Source organism: Arthrobacter sp. 01T428 (assembly GCF_056398685.1).
The window spans coordinates 225,555-244,283 of the sequence record NZ_JBFTPW010000002.1 but is presented as its reverse complement, the minus strand read 5'-3'; the positions used below and the strand labels follow the sequence as shown (position 1 = coordinate 244,283).

Genomic DNA, 18,729 nt, shown 5'->3' with positions numbered 1-18,729 from the left:
GCATGTCAGATCTCAACGTCAAGGAGCGGCACCGCATGCAGCTGCCGATCAACGAGGCCGCATGCCTTCCTCCGGACCAGGTGCTCGAACGTCTGGGCTCCAGCCCAGCCGGCCTGACAAACAAAGAAGCCGGGGAACGCCTCGCAGAACTCGGCCCGAACGCCGTCCGGACGCACCGGGCCAACGGTTGGGCGGTATTGGGCCGGCAGTTCGCCAGCCCCATCCTCATCCTGCTGATCATTACGGCAGGGCTTTCCCTCTTCCTGGGCGATGCCACGAATTCGATCGTGATCGGCGTGATCCTCCTGGTCAGCGTGGGTTTGGGCTTCACCAATGAATTCCGCGCCGAACGGGCCTCCGAAGCCTTGCATTCCCGGGTAACCCACCGCGCCGTCGTGCTGCGCGACGGAACCACACAGGAAGTGGACGTCACCGCTCTGGTGCCGGGCGACGTCGTACACCTGAGCCTGGGCGCCATCATCCCCGCCGACATCCGCCTCCTGAGCACCAAGAACCTCCTCTGCGACGAAAGCATCCTGACGGGGGAGTCCCTGCCAGCCGGCAAAGATCACGCCCCCGTGGCACCCGGATCGTCCCTGGGCGACCTCGCATCCTGCGTTTTCATGGGAACCGTCATCCAGTCCGGCGGCTGCACGGGTGTCGTCGTAGCCACGGGCGGCCGCGCCGAATTCGGCCGTATCGCGCTGGGCCTGGGAGAACGGCAACCCCAGACCGAGTTCCAGCTCGGGCTGAAGCGGTTCTCGTTCCTGCTTTTGCAGGTGGCTATCGGGCTCACCACGCTCATCTTCATCGCGAACCTGCTCCTGCAGCGCCCGCTGATCGAGTCTCTGCTGTTCTCCCTGGCAATCGCCGTCGGCATCACTCCGCAGCTGCTGCCCGCCGTCGTGAGCACCAGCCTCGCTACCGGCACCCGCCAGCTGGCCCGGCGGAAGGTCCTGGTCAAACGGCTGGTTTGCATCGAGGACCTGGGCGACATGGACATCCTGGTTACCGACAAGACGGGCACCCTCACCGAGGGGCGCATCAGCTTCATCGGCGCGCTGCCCGCCTCCCCGGACGTCTCCGACGCCGAACTCCTCACCTTGGGTCTGCTGGCCACCGAAACCGACTACTCCGAGGCCAAGCAATCCACGGCCGGGCAGAATCCGCTGGATGCCGCATTATGGGAAAGCTCAGGTGCGGCACCGTTTGATCCCACCCGCTTTGAGCGCCTCGACCTGATCGACTTCGACCACCAGCGCCGCCGGACCAGCGTTCTGGTGCGGGAAGCCGGCGGCCCCGCACGCCTGGTCACCAAGGGTGCCCCCGAGGACGTGCTCGCCCTCTGCGGGCCGACGTCGCCCAACGTGCAGGCCATGCTGGACGAACAGTTCGACGCCGGATCGCGCGTCGTCGCGGTGGCTACCCGTCCAGCCACGGGGATGAGTAACATCACGCCTGCTGACGAAAGGGACCTCGTCCTGGCAGGCTTCCTCGTCTTCCTCGACCGGCCCAAGGCAAACGCGGGAGCGTCCCTGGAACAATTGGCCACGCTGGGTATCTCCGTCAAGATCGCCACCGGGGACAACGCCAAAGTCGCCGAAAAAGTATGCTCCGAACTCGGCGTGATTTCGGGCGGAACCCTGACCGGCGCCGACGTGGACGTATTGTCAGACACCGAGCTGGCCGCGGCCGCCCGGGAAGCCACCATCTTTGCCCGCGTCTCGCCCGACCAGAAGGCGCGGATCATCACCCTGCTGCGCCAAAGCGGCGGAGCGGTGGGCTTCATGGGCGACGGTGTGAATGACGCCCTGGCCCTTCACAAAGCCGACATCGGGATCTCCGTGGACAGCGCCACCGACGTCGCCAAGGACGCCGCCGACATAGTGCTTTTGGAAAAGGACCTGGGAGTCCTGGCCGAGGGCGTGATGGAGGGCCGGAGGATCTTCGCGAACACCATCAAATACGTGCTGATGGGTACGTCCAGCAACTTCGGAAACATGTTCAGCGCCGCCACGGCGTCGGTGGTACTGAGCTTCCTCCCCATGCTGCCGGGGCAGATCCTGCTCAACAACCTGCTCTACGACAGCGGCCAATTGGCCATCCCGGGCGACCGCGTGGACAAGGAACAGCTGTTGGCACCATCGCATTGGAACATCGCGTTCATACGGCGCTTCATGTTCCTCTTCGGGCCGATCAGTTCACTCTTCGACTTTGCGACCTTCGCGCTCATGCTGTTCGTCTTTAACGCGGTCCCGGGGGAGTTCCGGGCAGGCTGGTTCATCGAATCCATCGCCACGCAGACCCTCATCATTTTCGCCATCCGGACCCGGCGGGTCCCGTTCCTGCGAAGCCGCCCTTCGGCTGGCCTGTTGACTGCATCCTTGGGAGTGGTGGCCGCGGGGATCTTCCTGCCGTTGTCACCACTGGCGGGCCTGCTGGGCTTCGATCCATTGCCGGTGCCGTTCTTCCTGTCGCTACTGGGAATGATCGTCGTCTACATGGTCCTGGTGGAAGTCGCCAAGCAATGGTTCTTCGCCCGGGCCGCGCAGCAGCTGCCGGAGCTTCCGACGCCGGTGCGCCGTCGGCCGGATACCCACCACATCTCGCGCCGCGCCGCCCGCTTCAGCGCTCCCGTTGCCGGGATTGCGCCAGGGCGTCCATCAGTCACTCTTCGTTGAGGCATCGAATCGCCGATTCGTCCGAAAGCACGACGGCGGCCGTCGCCTCGGCGATGGCGCGTTCCTCGTCGCTCGGGACCACCAGGACCGGAAAAGCCGATGCGTCCGTGCTGATGACGCGGACGCCGGTCTCGGCGGAGCGGTTCCTGGCTTCGTCGACAAAGAGGCCGAGGGGCCCTAGCCGCGACACAACCTGGGACCTGAACCGGCTGGAATGTTCGCCAATGCCCCCGGTAAGGATCAGGGCAGCAGCCCCGCCGACCACCATGTTGTAAGCGGCGATGTACTTGGCCAGCCGGTAGGCGGCCATGTCCGAAGCGAGGATCGCACGGGTGTCACCCTGCCGTGCGGCGTCCTGGATTGCGCGCATGTCAGCCGATCCGGCCAGGCCCAGAAGGCCCGCCCGATGGTTGAGGAGCTCGTCGATTTCATCCGGTCCGAGGCCGCGGCGCTGCAGTAAGGTGACAATGGACGGATCCAGATCGCCGGAACGGGTGCCCATGACCAACCCCTCCAGGGGGGTCATGCCCATGGACGTGTCGACGCTGCGGCCCTCCCGTACGGCGGTAACCGAGGCGCCATTGCCAAGGTGCGCCACCACCGCATTCAAGGCGCCCGGCGGGACACCGAGGTACGTCCCCGTATGGCGGCAAGCCATCTCGACGGAGATCCCGTGGAAACCGTAACGCTTGATCCCGTATTTCGTATGCAGCTCGTCCGGAACGGCGTAGCGGGAGGCATGGTCGGGAATCGTGCGGTGGAAGGCCGTGTCGAATACGGCCACCTGGGGCGTGCGCGGCCAACGGGCGGCCGCGGCACGCATGCACGTCGCGCTGGCCGCGTTGTGGAGCGGCGCAAACTCGACAAGTTCCTGGATGTCATCCATGACGGTCTGGGTAACACGGACCGGAGAACTGAAGCGATCCCCGCCGTGGACCACCCTGTGTCCGATGGCGTCAGGGCGTTCCCCGCCCGTAATGTCCCGAATGGCGGCATCGACCACGTCGAACACGTTTCCAAGGAAGACTGGATCCAGCGTGCCCTCTTGCGGGCTGTTGATGGCCCGTTCCAGCAGGATACCGGGACTCGGGTCAGATGGTCCGAGGCGCCGTAGCTGGTACTTCAAGGATGAGGAACCTGGATTCAATACGAGGATCAGCACTCTGACGTCCTTTCAGGAAGACCACGCGGCACCCGACCATGGAACGCGATACCCCTCGAGGAACATAACCCGGAAATTGCGCTCGCGGGGAGGGTCTTACGCCCTTGCAGGTCAACGACGCAGCCGACGAAACTGGGGGGAGATTGCTGCTGGTTCCGGGAAGGCACGTGGGCTCGTGAAGACAAAGATCCTCGTTGGTGTCGATGGGTCCGTGGTCGGTAGTGCTGCCGCGGACTGGGCTGCCGAACGGGCCCGTGATCTTGGTCTTCAGCTCAACCTGGTCCATGCCGTTCCTGAGCCATGGGCGTTCCCGGAGAAGGCCCTCCACGATGGGGCGACTGCAGAAGCAAAGGACCTGCTGAAAGGCGAGTCAGCGCGGGTCGCCGCACGGTTTCCCTCCCTGGAGGTAGTGACGACACTGAGTTCCGGAGAGCCCGCCGAAACCATGCGCAAGCTTTCTGTGGATGCGGAAATGGTCGTCGTGGGAACCGATAGACGCCCCGGCAACCACGGCGAAGGATTCGGTTCGGTCAGCTTTCAGATCGCGGTCATCAGCCATTGCGCCGTCGCGATTGTGCCAGCCCCCTCAACGCGCGAGTCATCCGGCGTAGTAGTTGGTGTCGATGGTTCCCGGGACTCCGAACTCGCCGTCGAGTGTGCAGCTGACGAGGCGCAGCGAATGGGGCAGGAACTCGTGATCGTCCATGCCGGTAGCGGCCGCGCTCCTGCACCGTCCGGGAGATCAGTGCGCGGGACCGGGCCTGCAGAACCTGGACTCGATGGGCACGCGCTGTTGTCCAAATCGGTCCACGGCCTGGAGGGGCGGCACCCGGGTTTGGCCATACTCAAGATCCTGGACTTTGAGCGTGCGCCGGCCGAAGCGCTCCTGGATGCCAGTACCCGTGCACGGCTGCTGGTCATGGGCTGCAAAGGAAGAGGCGGTGCCCGCGTGCTCGTCGGCTCTGTGGCTCAGCATGTGCTGCTCAACGTCCAGTGCCCGACGCTGATAACCCGCCCGGTTGTGCAAACATAGCCGCCGGGCGGAAGCAACCGGCCTTGGTTGCTCCACCCTGTCGGGCGGGCGGCCGGCAGGCTAGGGCCGAAAGTCGCGGTCCAATTTTCGGAGCCGGTCAAGGGGGACACGCCCTGGCGAATCGACCCCCGGTTTTCGGCTGTGCCCCAAGGCCCGGAGGGCATTCAAGATGGTCGCGAGATCTACCAACTCCTGCAGGAGAGCCCCGGCAACCGCCGGGACGAAGCCGTATGCTGCCGCGGCCATCAACCCCACGCTAAGGAGAATGCCTGTCCAGATGCTGGTGCGGGCGATGTGGATGGTGTGCCGGCCGATGTCAACGGCAGCGGCCACCTTGGATAGGTCATCGAGCATGATGACGACGTCGGCCGATTCGCTGGCCGCGGTTGCTCCCCGGGCACCCATTGCTACACCGACGTCGGACGCGGCGAGGACAGGTGCGTCGTTGACTCCATCACCGACCATCAGGACCGGTCGGTCGTTCAATTCGGCGACGGCGGCCACCTTGTCGGCAGGCAGGCAATCGGCCAGGACCCGGGTTATCCCGGCTTCGGCCGCAATATGTGAGGCGGTGGAACGGGTGTCGCCAGTCAGGACCATGGTTTCCCGCACCCCGAGGCGTCGCAGCTGGGCCAGGGTGGCCACCGCGTTTTCCCGCAAAGGGTCGCTCATGATCAGCGTTCCAGCGAAGTGCCCGTCCACGCCGACGGCGATCCCAAGTTGTCCGCTGGCCACGTCTGCCTTCTCGAAGCCGCTTGTGGCTGGGCCGACGAAGGCAGCTTTGCCCACCTTTACAGTCTGGCTTCCGCAGACTGCCGTGACCCCCTGGGTCGCGTGCTCGTTGGCGCTGGTGACGGGCAACAGATGGAGGCCGCGGGTCCGTGCTGCATCAATCACGGAGGCTGCCAGCACATGCGAGGACGACTGTTCAGCGGACGCTGCGAGTTGCAGTATCCGATCGGCTGACATGCCTGGCGTGGCGGTCGCGGAAACCCGTATGGCGTGCAGCGTGGGGCGGCCGTGCGTCAGTGTCCCGGTCTTGTCGAAGACCGCCGTCCTGACGCGGGCGAGTTGTTCGAGTGTGCCGGCATTCTTGATGATGATTCCCGAGTGGGCTGCCCGGCTGGTGCCGGCAAGGAACGCCACAGGTGCTGCGATCAACAAGGGACACGGTGTCGCAACGACGAGCACCTGGGCAAACCGTTCCGGATCGTGACTGAAGTACCATGCGATTCCTGCCAGCAGGAAGGCGAATATCGTGAAGGGAACGGCGTATCGGTCCGCAAGCCTGACGGTGGGGGCGCGGCTCGCCGCGGCTTCTTGGACCAGGGCCACGATCCGGCTGTACTGGGAGTCTGCAGCGGTGGCACTTGCAACAACGCGAACGGCTTCGTCGCCGTTAACTGATCCACTCATGACGGGGTCGCCCTTGCCGTGCTCGACCGGCAGGCTTTCGCCAGTCAAGGAGGATTCATCGAAAGTCCCGGCAGGGGAGAGCAAGAGACCGTCTACTGGGACGATTTCGGAGGGTTTGACCAACAGTGTGTCTCCGGAGCGGATGCTCCCCACGGGAACCTCTTCCACCGGGTTGCCCGGGGTCTCGCGGTGCGCGGTCCGCGGAGCCCGCTCAAGGAGGGCTTTCAGTTCGTGCGTAGCCCTTCCGTGGGCAAATTCCTCCAGGGCGTCTCCTCCCGTGAGCATGAGGACGATGATGAGGGAGGCAAGGTATTCTCCGACCACGAGGGTGCTGGCGATGGCCGTCACCGCCAACAGGTCGATGCCCCACCGTCCCCGGAAGAGATCCCTGATCATGGACACGGCACGGTACACGGCCACGGTTAGCGCATAGATAGTCGCTGTTGCCTGTGCCGCTGGCATTTGACCGAGGCCCCACAGTACCCCGACGCACACTCCGGCGAGGAGCGTGGACGCTACAAGGGGAAAACGGAGAATCAAGGCCATGGGAGCCGCCCTGCTTGGGTGTGCCTCCTCAGGGAAGGGCCTCAGGGAGGTTGAAATAGAGGTGTTGGGGGTTGCCTAGTGGTGGGATTCCCGGCTGAGGATGACCTTCAGGGCGTGTGTTTCAGCCGCCCTTGAGAAAGTGTCGTAAGCATCGATGATCTGTCCCAGGGTGAAGTGGTGCGTCGCGAATTTCTCGGCGGGGATCTTGTGCTGGGCCACCAGGCGGAGGAGCATCGGCGTCGTGTTGGTGTTGACGAGGCCCATGCTGATGTTGATGTTGCGGATCCAGAGGTCCTGGAGGCGCAGTTCAACGGACTTTCCGTGCACGCCGATGTTGGCCACATTCCCGCCGGGGCGCACGAGCCGCAAGGCCATATCGAAGGTGTCCGGGATCCCGACTGCTTCGATGGCGACATCCACTCCTGCGCCGTCGGTGAAGGACATGACGTCGCTGATCCAAGCAGGACCGGAGGGGTTCACGACCCCCGTTGCGCCGAACTCCCGGGCCCGGAGAAGGCGCCCTTCGTCCGGGTCTATGGCGATGATGGTGGCGGCGCCGTGGAGGCCTGATGTGGCTATCGCGGCGAGGCCGATGGGGCCCGCTCCGACGACGGCGACGACGTCGCCTGGCTTGATGCGACCGGCTTGGACTCCGATCTCGAACGCCGTGGGCAGGATGTCGGAGAGCATGACGGCTTGGTCATCGGTGACCCCGTGGGGCAGTTTGTAGAGCGAGTTGTCCGCGTAGGGGACACGCACGTACTCGGCTTGGGTGCCGTCAATGAGATGGCCAAAGATCCAACCGGTTCCTGCTTGGCCCTCCTCCCCGGAGCAGTGCGAGTAGAGGCCCTTCTTGCAGTTGCCGCAATGTCCGCAGGACTTGATGCAGGAAATGAGGACGCGGTCTCCGGTCCTGAGCCCGGTGACGGACGAACCCACTTCGGTGACCGTTCCGACGCCCTCATGCCCGAGGACCCGGCCCTCCTGGACCGCCGGAACGTCGCCTTTGAGGATATGGAGGTCCGTCCCGCAGATTGTGGTGGTATCGATGCGGACGACGGCGTCGGTGGGGTTGACGATGTGGGGATCAGGGACGTCCGTCCAGGACTTTTGTCCGGGTCCGCCATAGACGAGTGCTTTCATGATGCTCCATCAAGCTAGGGCAAGAGGTACCGTCGGCGACGCCGGCAGCAAAAGTCAGTGGAACAGCTCGGAGCGCGCATCCCACAAGGGAGTGTTCCAGATATCGGGCCGGGTGGCTGTGAACCGTCGACCAGTGAGGGCATCCAAGGTCAAACGCAGATAGTGGCTCTTGCTGCCCGGCTGCCAGGGATCCAGGTGGAGGGCATCGGCTGCCGCCTTTTCACGCAGGTCGACGATGAAGTGCGCCTGCCCTCTGGCGACGACGCTCCAGGCCTTCTCGGTGCCCGCATCGAAACCATCGATTTCGAGCGCGCAGGGATGGCGCATCGTGTTCCAGAATTTCGTGCCGGTGCCTGCGCGGAAGACGATTGATCCGTGGTCCACGACGTAGTTCACGGGGAAAATGTCCGGATGGTCCTCGACAATGACGGCTAGCCTGCCAACGGCTGCTTGGCCAAGTAATTCAAAGCATTCGTCTGGACTCAGACTTTCGATTTCATCCGTCGATGGAGGGTTCATGACCATGACGCTACCGGCGGCTGTCCGCCGTCGTTAGGGGCTTTAGGCCCGCCGGGCGACGCCGTCATTCGAGTCCGGCGCGCGTTGCGTCATCCAGGGGACTCCACCACGTCAGGGGAGGGGTGACGGTGAAGCGGCGTCCGGTAATCGACGTCGGAACGATGCGGACGAAGTGGTCTTTGCGGCCCGCTTGCCAAGGGAAAAGGAGCAGCCCGACCGTATCGAGCACCTCCTGGGTCAGCTTGATGGCAACAGCGTGACCTTTCACGACCACGCTCCACGCCACCCCGGTGTCCGGGTTGACGCCGTCGGCCTCCAGCGCAACCGGTGTTTCGCCCAGGGCCGAGTGGAGCTTGGTCCCTTCTGCGGTCCGGAAAACGAGGGTGCCATGGTCAACCTTGTAGTTGATCGGGAAGATGTCTGGATGGTCTAGTACCCACACTGCGAGGCGTCCCACCGAGACGCCGCGCATGAGCTCCCAGCATTGCTGAGGTTGCAGGACCTCCGGTTCCGGGGTTGATGGTTTGTTCGTCATGACGGAGAGGCTACGCCCGGGAGTGAGCTGGAAACAGGGCACAAAGACCCGCGCCTCAAGGGCGTCTGGGCGAACGCGAGACTCGGGGAGTAGTCTGGCATCGGATACGCCAGCTGCCACGACACGGGTACCTGCCCCGTGTGGGCTGCACCGCTCGAAAGGCAGTAAATGAACGGCTCTCTTCCAGATCCTGTGCGGCCTGATCGCCTTCATGTCACGGGAACCCGGATCGAAGACCTGCTGAGGGACTTTTTGGCCAGGGCCGGAGAACTCCTGGATGCCCAGGAGCAGATGCGGGGGCTTCTGGAAGCGGTGGTGGCCGTCGCCGAAGACTTGAGCCTGGAAGCCGTTCTGGACCGGGTGGTCAAGTCCGCGTGCCGGCTACTGCATGCCCGCTACGGCGCGTTGGGAGTCATCGGCGAAAACAAGTCTTTGAGCCACTTCGTCACAGTCGGGATCGACGAGGACCTTGCACGCCGCATCGGCCCGCTGCCCACCGGGCACGGGGTCCTCGGCCTGCTGAGCAGCGAACCCGCGCCCCTCCGTCTTCATGATTTGCACCAGCATCCGAAGTCATACGGATTCCCTGCAAACCATCCACCCATGAAGTCTTTCCTTGGTGTCCCGGTGCGGGTCCGGGACGTCGTCTTCGGCAATCTGTACCTGACGGAAAAAGAGGGGGGTGGCGATTTCACTCCCGAAGACGAGGATCTTGCCGTCGCATTGGCTGCTGCTGCCGGCGTGGCCATCGAGAACGCCCGCCTCTATGAGGACGCCCGCCGCCGCGCGTCCTGGCTCGAAGCATGCATGGATGTGACCGGCCGGATGCTCGGCGACGACCGGACCTCGGAGCCGGAAAATGTCGGGCTTGACCAGATAGCCGACAGGGCGCTCCGGGAATCCGGTTCCCAGCTGGCCCTGATTCTCGTTCCAGATGGAGGGGTGGATTCGTACTGCGTCGCGGGTGCCGCGGGAACGGAGAGCGCACATTTCGCCGGAAATATCCTGCCCATGGATTCCGCCGTCATCAGGTCGGTCGCCGCCACCGGGATGCCCGCCTGCATGGACGAGGCCGGAGACATCCTTGGACTGGCTGACGGCTTGTCCAAGGGAAAACTCCTGGCGATAGATCTCAGTGCACAGGGCGCCCATCATGGACTTCTGTTTCTGGTTCGGGCCCCTGGAACGGGGCCGTTCGCTAAGACGGATGTGGAGATGGGGGCCGTGTTCGGCTCACACGTGGCCTTGGGCCTGGAGCTTGACCGGATTCACCGGCTCCGTGAACAGCTGGTGGTCTTCTCGGATCGGGACCGCATTGCCCGGGACCTGCACGACCTCGTCATCCAGCGCCTTTTCGCCGCGGGACTCAGCATCCAAAGCCTGCGGCGGTTCACTACAGGCGAACCTGCCTTGACCCGGATCAATGCGGTCACGGCTGAACTGGATGAGACCATCAGGGACCTCCGCAACACCATCTACTCGTTGCGCTCTTCCGGCGAGCAGGAGTTGCTGAGCAGCCGGATACTGCAGACTGTCCGCACTGCCACCAGGTCCCTGCCCTTCGCCCCCCACCTCACGCTCACGGGGGCGGTCGATTCAGTGCTCGACGACGGAACAGTCACCAACGCGCTGGCGGTCATCTCCGAAGGCCTCAGCAATGCGGTCCGTCACTCCGAGGCCGAGGCAATCAGCGTTTCAGTGTCCGTGGAAGACGGCATGCTGACCTTGATCATCGAAGACGACGGCAGGGGCTTCAGGGATGCCGTCCCCGGAAATGGCCTGGTGAACATGGAACAGCGGGCCTCGGAGTTGCGTGGTTCGTTTGAGGTGACCAGCGCCCCAACGAAGGGGACTACCTTGGTGTGGTCGGTTCCGGCCCACTGAGTTTCCCGTCTGCTGGTCCGTCAACGGACGGTTCCGGTGTCCGTTTCCGGTCCGTGGGCAATATAGACGGCTGCCTGGGTGCGACGTTCGAATCCCAGCTTTGCCAGCATCGAGGACACGTAGTTCTTCACCGTTTTCTCGGCGAGCTGCATGAGTTCCCCGATCTGCCGGTTTGTCAGGCCCTGTCCGACCAGATCGAGGACCCGCCTCTCCTGGGGTGTCAATGAGGCGACCCTGGGATCCACACGCCGGGGCTCTGTGAGTCCCTGGATGATCTTCGCCTTCACTGACGCATCAAACAACGACTCACCGCGCGCGGCCTGGCGGAGCGCACCTATCAGGTCGGTACCGCCGATTTCCTTGAGGACGTACCCGGCCGCACCGGCAAGGACGGCTCCCCGCAGGGCTTGTTCGTCGTCGTAGCTGGTCAGTATCAAGCAATTCAGGGTGGGGTCCACGGAGCGCACCTCCCGGCACACTTCGATGCCCGTGCCGTCGGGCAAGCGGGCGTCTAGCACTGACACGTCGGGGCGCAAAGCGGGAATCCGCCGTGCGGCTTCCTCCGCGGAACCGGACATGCCCACCACCACAAAGCCTTCGCTTTCGAGCAGCTCCTGCAGTCCCCGGCGGACAAGCTCATGATCGTCCAGGACATAGACACGGATAGGCGGCGCGCCAAGGACCCGGGCGTCGCTTTGGGGTGATACTGGGCGTTCCATGATCCTCCTGTCGGGCAGCCCGTGGCCGCGGTCCCGCCGGTCCGGCATGTTTCCCGGCTATGTCATTGTTCACTGCCCGCCAACGGCAAACAAGGGCCGAAGGACCCAAGCCGGGGCCATGACTTTCGGCCCTGTTTGGCAGCTGATTTTCTGCCCATTCTTAGAGAAGCCGCGGGAACGGAAAGGAACACCATGGCCAGGCAAACCGGGCAGGACAAGATCATGCTGCTTGGTTCTGTCAGCGCGGCCTGTGTCGTCCATGCCCATTGTCCAGTTCTCGTCGTGCACGAACCCGAAGCGGCCAAGCACCCCGAACCCCGTCCCGGCGCGGCCGGGGCSGCCGGGGCGGCCGGGGCSGCCGGGGCGGCCGGGGCGGCCGGGGCGGCCGGGGCGGCCATCAGAAATCCCAAACCGATCAAAGGAGCACGATCTAGATGAAGAAGTGGACCCGTTGGCAGGACTGGACGGCCATTGCCGCCGGCGCCTATGCCGCACTCTCGGTGCTGTGGACAAGTCAAGGCGGATCGTCCACGGCCCTCATGGTGATCCTCGGAGTCCTGCTGGTCGCCGCCGGGGTCACCAACCTGGCCATGCCGGGAATGCCGGCTGCCGAGTGGGCGCAAGCCGTGTTCGCCGTCGTCCTCCTCCTTGCGCCATGGCTTGGAGGCTTCACCTCCATGACAGGGGCCGCCTGGAGTGCATGGATTCCGGGCGCGGTCGCCCTGGTTGTCACGGCCTTTGCAATCAAGCCCAGCACCGAGGAATACCGTCACCACCACGTGATGCCGGCCCCGTAGCCGTGCAATTCCGGAACGGGCATCCGGCCACCGCCGGATGCCCGGCACTGCAAATTTCGAGGAGACCAGCATGAAGAGCAATCACCCGGCCCGCCTGCGGTTTTTTGGCGCGACCGACACTGTCACTGGTTCCCGCTATCTCCTCGAATCCCGGGACACGCGGATCCTGGTCGATTGCGGTCTTTTCCAAGGCTACAAACGTATCCGCGACCGAAACAGGATCCCGTTTCCCGTCGCCCCTGGTTCCATCGACGCGGTGCTGCTCACCCACGCGCACCTGGACCACACCGGATACGTTCCGGCACTGGTGCGCGATGGCTTTACCGGGCCGGTCTACGCCACCCACGGGACCAGTGAACTATGCAAACTGCTGCTGCCGGACAGCGGCCACCTCCAAGAAGAGGAAGCCCGCTACGCTGATCATCGGGGTTCCTCGGTGCATGTTCCCGCGCTTCCGGTCTACACCGCGGCCGATGCGGTCAGGTCCTTGAACTCATTCGAGCCGCGGGATTTTGATGCTCCGCTTGAAGTGGGAGATGGCATCGAGGCCACCTTCCTCCCAGCCGGACACATCCTCGGCGCCGCCCAGATCCACATAAATGTCGACGGGCATTCCATACACTTCACGGGAGACTTGGGCCGTGCCGACGATCCCCTCATGTTCCCTCCCCGGGAATTGGAGGCCGCGGACATTCTTGTCACTGAATCGACGTACGGCAACCGACGCCACCCGGATCAGGACGCGGCCGCTGAGCTTGGCGCGGTCGTGTCCCGCGTCGCCAAACGCGGGGGAGTTGTCATGATCGCCGCGTTCGCCGTCGGCCGCGCGGAAACCCTCATGCTCCATCTCTCCCGGCTCCGCCGCAAGCACCTCATTCCGGACATTCCGATCTATCTGAACAGCCCCATGGCCATCGACGCGTCCTATATGTACCGGCAACACCCGGACGAACACCGCCTCCTCGTGGACGAGTTCGAAGACATGTACAAGCTGGCCACCATGTCACGTACCGCCGATGATTCCAAGCTTCTCAACCTGAGGGGAGGGCCAATGGTCATCGTCTCCGCCAGTGGCATGCTCACCGGGGGAAGGATCCTCCACCACCTTGAGGCTTATGGCCCGGATCCGAAAAACGCCATCATCCTCAGCGGCTACCAGGCCGGAGGAACACGCGGCGCCGACTTGGCGGCCGGAGCAAAGGAACTCAGGATTTACGGCCAGGACGTCCCCATTCAGGCCGAGGTCGTACAAATTGAAGGATTCTCCGCGCATGCCGACGCCGACGAAATCATCCGTTGGATGCACACCGCGGATGAAGCCCCGCACATGACTTACATCACTCACGGCGAACCCGAGGCCTCCGATGCCCTGCGCCGGCGCATCAAGCGGGAGCTGGGCTGGAACGCCAGGGTCCCTGAATACCTCGAATCAGTCCCGCTCGACAAACCGCTCTTGCAGCAATGGTTTCCACCCACGCCGGCATAGGAGGCCGATGATGGCTCTCTCCGAGCACGAAAAGAAGACACTGGAACAGATCGCCCAGGAACTGGAACGCGATGACCCGAAATTCGCGGCAAAGATGAGATCGACGCCCGGGCATCCCAAGTCCCGACACACAGCCTTCGGCATCTTCGCCGCCGTCGTCGGATGCCTTGTGCTCCTGACCGGGGTCGCGGCCCGCACCCCGGCCCTCGGAATCATTGGATTCACCATCATGGGCGCAGAGGCGTACCTTGCAACGAGGCGCTTCGGCTCCCCGCAGATACGGTGGCGTCCGAGCTCTTCCCAGTCCATGGGACCCGCAGAGCTGGGGTAGTTGAGGTGGAAGCCCAACGGTCGAAGACATCATCGAGGAAGAGCGGACATGCCATGAAAGAGCCAATAGTCGTCGGCATCAACGACACCGGGGCCAACGAGGCCGCGGTGACTTGGGCAATGCACCGGGCCGCGGCTTTGAAGCTGCCCGTGCAACTCGTGCATGCGGTGGATGACCGCTGGATGGCCGAATCCTTTGCCTACAACGAGATGGCCAACAAGGCCGCGACAGAGCTTCTGATCAAGGCCAAAGCCCATGCAGCCGGGGTGGAACCGAAAGTTGAAGTTCGAACGGTATTGATTTCGGGCACCCCAGGGTACGCCCTTCGCAAAAGGTCCAAGAAGGCTTCCCTGGTGGTCATCGGTTCCGGGACCCATGTCAGGCCCGGAGGCCGGCTGACCGACCGCGCCCTGCAGATCGCCTCCGTGGCCGTTTGCCCCGTGGCCGTCGTCGGAGAAGAGACGGTGCACAACCGCCACGGAGTCATCGTCGGAGTGGACGGTTCGGAGGAATCAACACAGGCGGTAGCATTCGCCGCCGCGGAGGCAGACCGTGAAGGACAGGAACTGACCGTCATGCACGCCTACCCGATACCCGGCGCCTGGTTGCAAAGGGGGTTGCCTGAGGGCAGCTTCGTCGAGCAATTCATGGAAGAAGAACGGCTGGTCCTCGCCGAGACAGTCGCCGGCCTGGCGGAAAAGTACCCCGACCTCGTCGTCCACAGGGTCCTGGCCACCGATCCACCGGCCCAGGCCCTCGCTGAAGCCGCATCGACGGCGAAGCTGCTGGTCCTTGGCAGCCGCGGCGGAGGCGGAATCAAGCGTCTCCTGCTGGGCTCAACCGCCCACGCAGTCCTTGCCCAGCTGGCGTGCCCCACCATCATTACCCGCATACGCCGGGTCAAGAAGAGCAAATAGCGGGCGGGGTTCCTTCCCGGGGAAAAGGCGGGCGAGGCCATCACGGGAATCGACAGCACAGCCGTCGAACCCGACTCGGGCAGGCCCGGCACTCTGGAGAGCACCGTTGACGCCTGGCGCCAGGACCCGGATTCAGGCTAGGTGTACGTGGCGGCCAGTCACCACCGCGGCGTGGATCCGGATGAAGTCATTCCTTGCTCCGCCTGCCCAGGGCTCTACCATGGCCTGTCCCCAAAGATAGGTCAACAGCTCCGGTTCCTGCACATGCGAGGAAGGTCCGCTGACCAGGACCGACCACCCTTCGCTTCGCTCGGGCTGCGCCTCATCAATCTCGAACGATGAACTCAAGCGAGGAACGGCGTCCCCGATGGTCCCGGCAGCGGACGTACGGAAGTAGATCGCCCGGTCATGGACGAGGTAGCTGACGGGCAGGATCATCACCCTGTTCTTGTAGTTGAAGCCGAAGCGGCCTGTGTCCTGTGAGCACAACAGCTCCCAGCAACGCTCCTCGCTAAGCTCCTCCGTGACGTGCCGGACATCGTCAAAGGGGCTGGGATCCATGTTGGGAATGGACATTTGTTTCTCCTGGGGGCCGATTTTGCTTCTGCATGTCACGGCATTTGAGCGGCTGGATCGGCGAGAAGGCGACTCAGAGACCACAAGGGCGCCATCAGGCGTCTCCTCTCTCCGCCGTCGGTGTCGTTCACTTCTTTTCCGGAGCATGGACAACAAGGACCGGGCAGTGGGCGTGGGCAACGCAGGCTGAACTGACCGATCCGAGCAGCAGCCCGCCAAATCCTCCGTGGCCACGCCTGCCGAGAACGATCATGTCAGCTTCCCGGCTAGCTTCAATGAGGGATTCCCGTGCCTGACCGCGGACAACGCGCGAGACGACGTTGTCCGGCAGTCCCGGACCGAACGCTTTCTCCAAGGATTCCTTGAGGACCTGTCCGGCGCCTTCCTCGAAGTCATCGATGCCCATGGCCACATAGCCGCCATAGACCTGAGGGAACTCCCAGTAGGCAACGGCCTCGATTTGCGCTCCCAATGGCACCGCAAGGCTCTGGGCCTGCCTCAGTGCCTCTATGGAGGCTTCCGATCCATCAACACCAACAACTATCCTTGCAGCGGATGCTTCCCGGCCCATGACTTTCCTCCCGCGATAGGGGTGATTTCGTTCCCGCTAGCGTGACCCGTTGCGATTCCGGATAATAGGGCCGAAAGTCACGGCCCGCCCGTGGCAGGCCATCATCTGGACCGTGTGTACTACTCCCGTGTAATCGGGATCTTGTGAGCGGAGGAGGGTTGGACCCTTTCCGGAATCGGGGCTCTCACTTCGAGAACACCGTCCTTGTATGAAGCGGAGACGTCGTCCTTTTGGATTGTGTCCGGAACTGGCAGCCTGCGGACGAAGGAGCCGTAGCGGAATTCCGTTCTGTAGCTGCCCTTGTCCTTTTGCTCCTCCTTCTCCTGCCTTTCAGCCCTTATTTCAAGGAACCCGTCGCCAAGCGTGATTTCAACGTCCTTCTCGGGATCGATCCCCGGCAGTTCGGCGCGAACCACCAGGGTGGTGCCTTCAACCAATTGTTCGACCCGGATCCCGGATGCTGCCACATCACCTTCGAATAGCCGTTCGATCATCTCAATGGGTGAGCGACGGTTATCGAACCACCTGATTAAGTCCGACATTCCTGACCTCCTTGTCCTGGAATCTGGTCAAGCCCGAACCGGCTTGACCCTTCCAGAATGCGAAGCACGGGGAATTGATCCCAGAGTCTTTGGTCCTCCATCTTCCGGATTTTCAGTTGGTCGAGTGACATGAACGAAGCGGCATCTTCCCTTCGGCACCGGACTTCCCTTCGGCACCGGACACGCAGCCCAAGGCACAAGGCAATGCGGGGAAGCCATGGTCGGCGAGGACCGAGGCAGCCGGCCTGACCAGCGGTCACGAATCGCGTGGGGGCCACCACTGGGATGGCGGGCTGATCACGAACCTGCGACCGCTCATTTCCGCCGGCGTAATCCGGACCAGATGATTTTTGGCGCCGGCTTCCCAGGGCGAGAGTTCCATAACGGAAGATTCCTGCAGTTCTTCAGCTTCCGTGACTATTTCGGCACGTCCCTTGACGATGACGCTCCACGCAATTGTGCCGTAGGTGTTGAAACCATCGGCTTCCAATGCAATCACTTGCCCGGCCATGACGGCATCCAGTTTGGTGCCCGGTCCTGTCCGGAAGATCACTGTCCCCTCGTCAGGCAGGTAGTTGACTGGGAAGATCTCCGGGCTGTCGCCTCTGACGAGCGCAATTCTGCCGACGGAGGAGGAACGAAGGTACTTCCAGCACTCATGAACGCTGAGTACTTCGGTGTCAGGTCTCAACTCTGAATTCTCCATAATGGTGAGCCTACCGAGATGGTCCACGCGGAAGTAGAGGAAAAGGTCTCAGGTCTCTCCCGCGACCCGTGAGCCCCGGTTCAGGCATTCGACACGGACCGGTAATCCGGTCGGACGCCACTCCCGCAGGGCCAGACCAAAAGCCGGCGCAAGTGGAGCCACTCGTACCCCGCCCCAACGGGGCCAAAGAAGCTTGACATGTTCCGGTCATCATCCAGCGAATGCAGGAAATGGCCTTCTGCTTAAGGACCCGTCAGTTTTTCAAACCACTGCCTCATTCCGGCCAAGGCCACGGCCAGTTCGGGGAGTTCGGGATGCCATGGGCGCTCCCATTCCAATGAAAGCCACTCGGTTCGGTCTTCGAGGAGAATGAGGATTTCGTGCAACGGAATGTCGCCCTGACCGAGGAGCCGTAGCTGTCCGTCGAAGTTGGCATCTTTGAGTTGCGCATAGCCAAACCACGGGCCGATGGCTTCGAACGTCGTGGCGGGGCGCTCACCGGCAACGGCCGGATGGAGTACGTCCCAGATGACTTGGACGCCGTGACCGGGGCATATCTCGTCCAATAGCGTCATAACCCGCCGGATGTCCGTTCCTCGGGGATGCGAGTCGTGCGTTTCCAGCCATATCCGGATGTCAGGGGCGGAGAGGGCGGCCGCCGCGAGCCGCCTTGCGATGCGTGCATCCGAATCGGTGCCAGCCCCACCCGGAAAAACGCGGACGCCTGCCGCTCCCAGGTCACGAGCGAGAAGCATCTGGGCCTCAAGCTCGCCGAGTACGTGGTCGTCGCTTAGCCCGGGATCGCCCACACGTACGTACGTGGCTACACAGACGACGTGCAACCCTGCCTCGTTGATCCGCCTACGGATCCAGCCGCGCTCTTCACTCGATAAGCCAGCATGCACTATTTGTCCTGCCATGGAACGGAGTTCGAGCCCTTGAACCCCATAGGTGGCCGCAATGTCCAGAATCTCTTGGAGGGACGCTTCCGGGCAGCCGAGCGTAGAAAACGCAACCTTCGCTTTCACGAAGTTCTCACCAACCAGGCGGCCGCCGCCGAGCCTTTCGCCCACTTCACTATCAATTCTTCTCCTCCGATGAATGTCCGCTGATTCAAGGAGAAGTCCCTGAGGAACCTGAGGTCAAGCTTTGGTAGCTGATTTGA

General features: G+C 63.3%; 18 protein-coding genes and 1 pseudogene. 8 read left to right on the top strand and 11 right to left on the bottom strand.

Annotated features, from left to right (window positions below):
* Positions 1-2: 2 nt before the first annotated feature.
* Positions 3-2,681 (top strand): magnesium-translocating P-type ATPase, encoded by a 2,679-nt coding sequence (gene mgtA / locus AC1DJB_RS05205; protein ID WP_476910006.1) that lies wholly within the window; start codon positions 3-5, stop codon positions 2,679-2,681.
* Here the strand turns inward: mgtA and AC1DJB_RS05200 are convergent.
* On the bottom strand, positions 2,668-3,843 hold the full coding sequence (locus AC1DJB_RS05200) for an acetate/propionate family kinase (RefSeq protein WP_441437550.1): 1,176 nt from the start codon (positions 3,841-3,843) through the stop codon (positions 2,668-2,670). The genes mgtA and AC1DJB_RS05200 overlap by 14 nt on opposite strands.
* 175 nt (positions 3,844-4,018) lie before the next feature.
* On the opposite strand from AC1DJB_RS05200, the gene AC1DJB_RS05195 reads away from it, so the two are divergent.
* A complete protein-coding gene (locus AC1DJB_RS05195) occupies positions 4,019-4,876 on the top strand; it encodes a universal stress protein (RefSeq protein ID WP_476910005.1) in 858 nt (285 codons plus the stop codon).
* A 60-nt stretch (positions 4,877-4,936) separates the two neighbouring features.
* Here the strand turns inward: AC1DJB_RS05195 and AC1DJB_RS05190 are convergent, their stop codons facing one another.
* The 4 genes from AC1DJB_RS05190 to AC1DJB_RS05175 form a co-directional block, all read right to left on the bottom strand.
* Complete coding sequence (locus AC1DJB_RS05190; protein ID WP_476910004.1) at positions 4,937-6,838, bottom strand: heavy metal translocating P-type ATPase; 1,902 nt, start codon at positions 6,836-6,838, stop codon at positions 4,937-4,939.
* Between the two features lie 75 nt (positions 6,839-6,913).
* Entirely contained in the window at positions 6,914-7,981 is a 1,068-nt protein-coding gene (locus tag AC1DJB_RS05185) for a zinc-dependent alcohol dehydrogenase family protein (protein ID WP_059389005.1), read from the bottom strand.
* A gap of 54 nt (positions 7,982-8,035) precedes the next feature.
* On the bottom strand, positions 8,036-8,500 hold the full coding sequence (locus AC1DJB_RS05180; protein ID WP_476910003.1) for a pyridoxamine 5'-phosphate oxidase family protein: 465 nt from the start codon (positions 8,498-8,500) through the stop codon (positions 8,036-8,038).
* A 64-nt stretch (positions 8,501-8,564) separates the two neighbouring features.
* Positions 8,565-9,035: a pyridoxamine 5'-phosphate oxidase family protein gene (locus AC1DJB_RS05175; RefSeq protein WP_059389003.1), complete on the bottom strand. Its 471-nt coding sequence runs from the start codon at positions 9,033-9,035 to the stop codon at positions 8,565-8,567.
* Between the two features lie 168 nt (positions 9,036-9,203).
* On the opposite strand from AC1DJB_RS05175, the gene AC1DJB_RS05170 reads away from it, so the two are divergent.
* Positions 9,204-10,919, top strand: a complete 1,716-nt coding sequence (locus tag AC1DJB_RS05170; RefSeq protein WP_476910002.1) for a GAF domain-containing sensor histidine kinase — start codon at positions 9,204-9,206, stop codon at positions 10,917-10,919.
* Between the two features lie 20 nt (positions 10,920-10,939).
* Here AC1DJB_RS05170 and AC1DJB_RS05165 read toward each other — a convergent pair whose 3' ends face one another.
* Complete coding sequence (locus AC1DJB_RS05165; RefSeq protein WP_307053711.1) at positions 10,940-11,638, bottom strand: response regulator; 699 nt, start codon at positions 11,636-11,638, stop codon at positions 10,940-10,942.
* Between the two features lie 192 nt (positions 11,639-11,830).
* Between AC1DJB_RS05165 and AC1DJB_RS05160 the strand changes: the two are divergent.
* The 5 genes and pseudogenes from AC1DJB_RS05160 to AC1DJB_RS05140 form a co-directional block, all read left to right on the top strand.
* Positions 11,831-11,941: pseudogene (locus AC1DJB_RS05160) on the top strand (universal stress protein); the annotation flags it as partial.
* A gap of 131 nt (positions 11,942-12,072) precedes the next feature.
* Positions 12,073-12,435: an SPW repeat domain-containing protein gene (locus AC1DJB_RS05155; protein ID WP_476910001.1), complete on the top strand. Its 363-nt coding sequence runs from the start codon at positions 12,073-12,075 to the stop codon at positions 12,433-12,435.
* A gap of 70 nt (positions 12,436-12,505) precedes the next feature.
* Positions 12,506-13,921, top strand: a complete 1,416-nt coding sequence (locus AC1DJB_RS05150; protein ID WP_476910000.1) for an MBL fold metallo-hydrolase RNA specificity domain-containing protein — start codon at positions 12,506-12,508, stop codon at positions 13,919-13,921.
* A gap of 7 nt (positions 13,922-13,928) precedes the next feature.
* Complete coding sequence (locus AC1DJB_RS05145) at positions 13,929-14,252, top strand: DUF3040 domain-containing protein (RefSeq protein WP_441437544.1); 324 nt, start codon at positions 13,929-13,931, stop codon at positions 14,250-14,252.
* Positions 14,253-14,305: 53 nt separating this feature from the next.
* Positions 14,306-15,169 carry a universal stress protein gene (locus AC1DJB_RS05140; protein ID WP_441437543.1) on the top strand — a complete coding sequence of 288 codons (864 nt, stop codon included), beginning with the start codon at positions 14,306-14,308 and terminating at the stop codon, positions 15,167-15,169.
* Positions 15,170-15,301: 132 nt separating this feature from the next.
* Here AC1DJB_RS05140 and AC1DJB_RS05135 read toward each other — a convergent pair whose 3' ends face one another.
* From AC1DJB_RS05135 to AC1DJB_RS05115, 5 genes are all read right to left on the bottom strand, one after another.
* The gene (locus AC1DJB_RS05135; RefSeq protein WP_059388998.1) at positions 15,302-15,745 is read right to left on the bottom strand and encodes a pyridoxamine 5'-phosphate oxidase family protein; all 444 of its coding nucleotides are present in this window, start codon (positions 15,743-15,745) and stop codon (positions 15,302-15,304) included.
* A gap of 127 nt (positions 15,746-15,872) precedes the next feature.
* Positions 15,873-16,316: a universal stress protein gene (locus AC1DJB_RS05130; RefSeq protein ID WP_059388997.1), complete on the bottom strand. Its 444-nt coding sequence runs from the start codon at positions 16,314-16,316 to the stop codon at positions 15,873-15,875.
* 119 nt (positions 16,317-16,435) lie between these two features.
* Positions 16,436-16,858, bottom strand: coding sequence for an Hsp20/alpha crystallin family protein (locus tag AC1DJB_RS05125; protein ID WP_059388996.1), 423 nt, complete (start codon positions 16,856-16,858; stop codon positions 16,436-16,438).
* A 256-nt stretch (positions 16,859-17,114) separates the two neighbouring features.
* A complete protein-coding gene (locus tag AC1DJB_RS05120; protein ID WP_284989201.1) occupies positions 17,115-17,564 on the bottom strand; it encodes a pyridoxamine 5'-phosphate oxidase family protein in 450 nt (149 codons plus the stop codon).
* A 242-nt stretch (positions 17,565-17,806) separates the two neighbouring features.
* The gene (locus AC1DJB_RS05115; protein ID WP_476909999.1) at positions 17,807-18,637 is read right to left on the bottom strand and encodes a sugar phosphate isomerase/epimerase family protein; all 831 of its coding nucleotides are present in this window, start codon (positions 18,635-18,637) and stop codon (positions 17,807-17,809) included.
* Between the last annotated feature and the right edge of the window lie 92 nt (positions 18,638-18,729).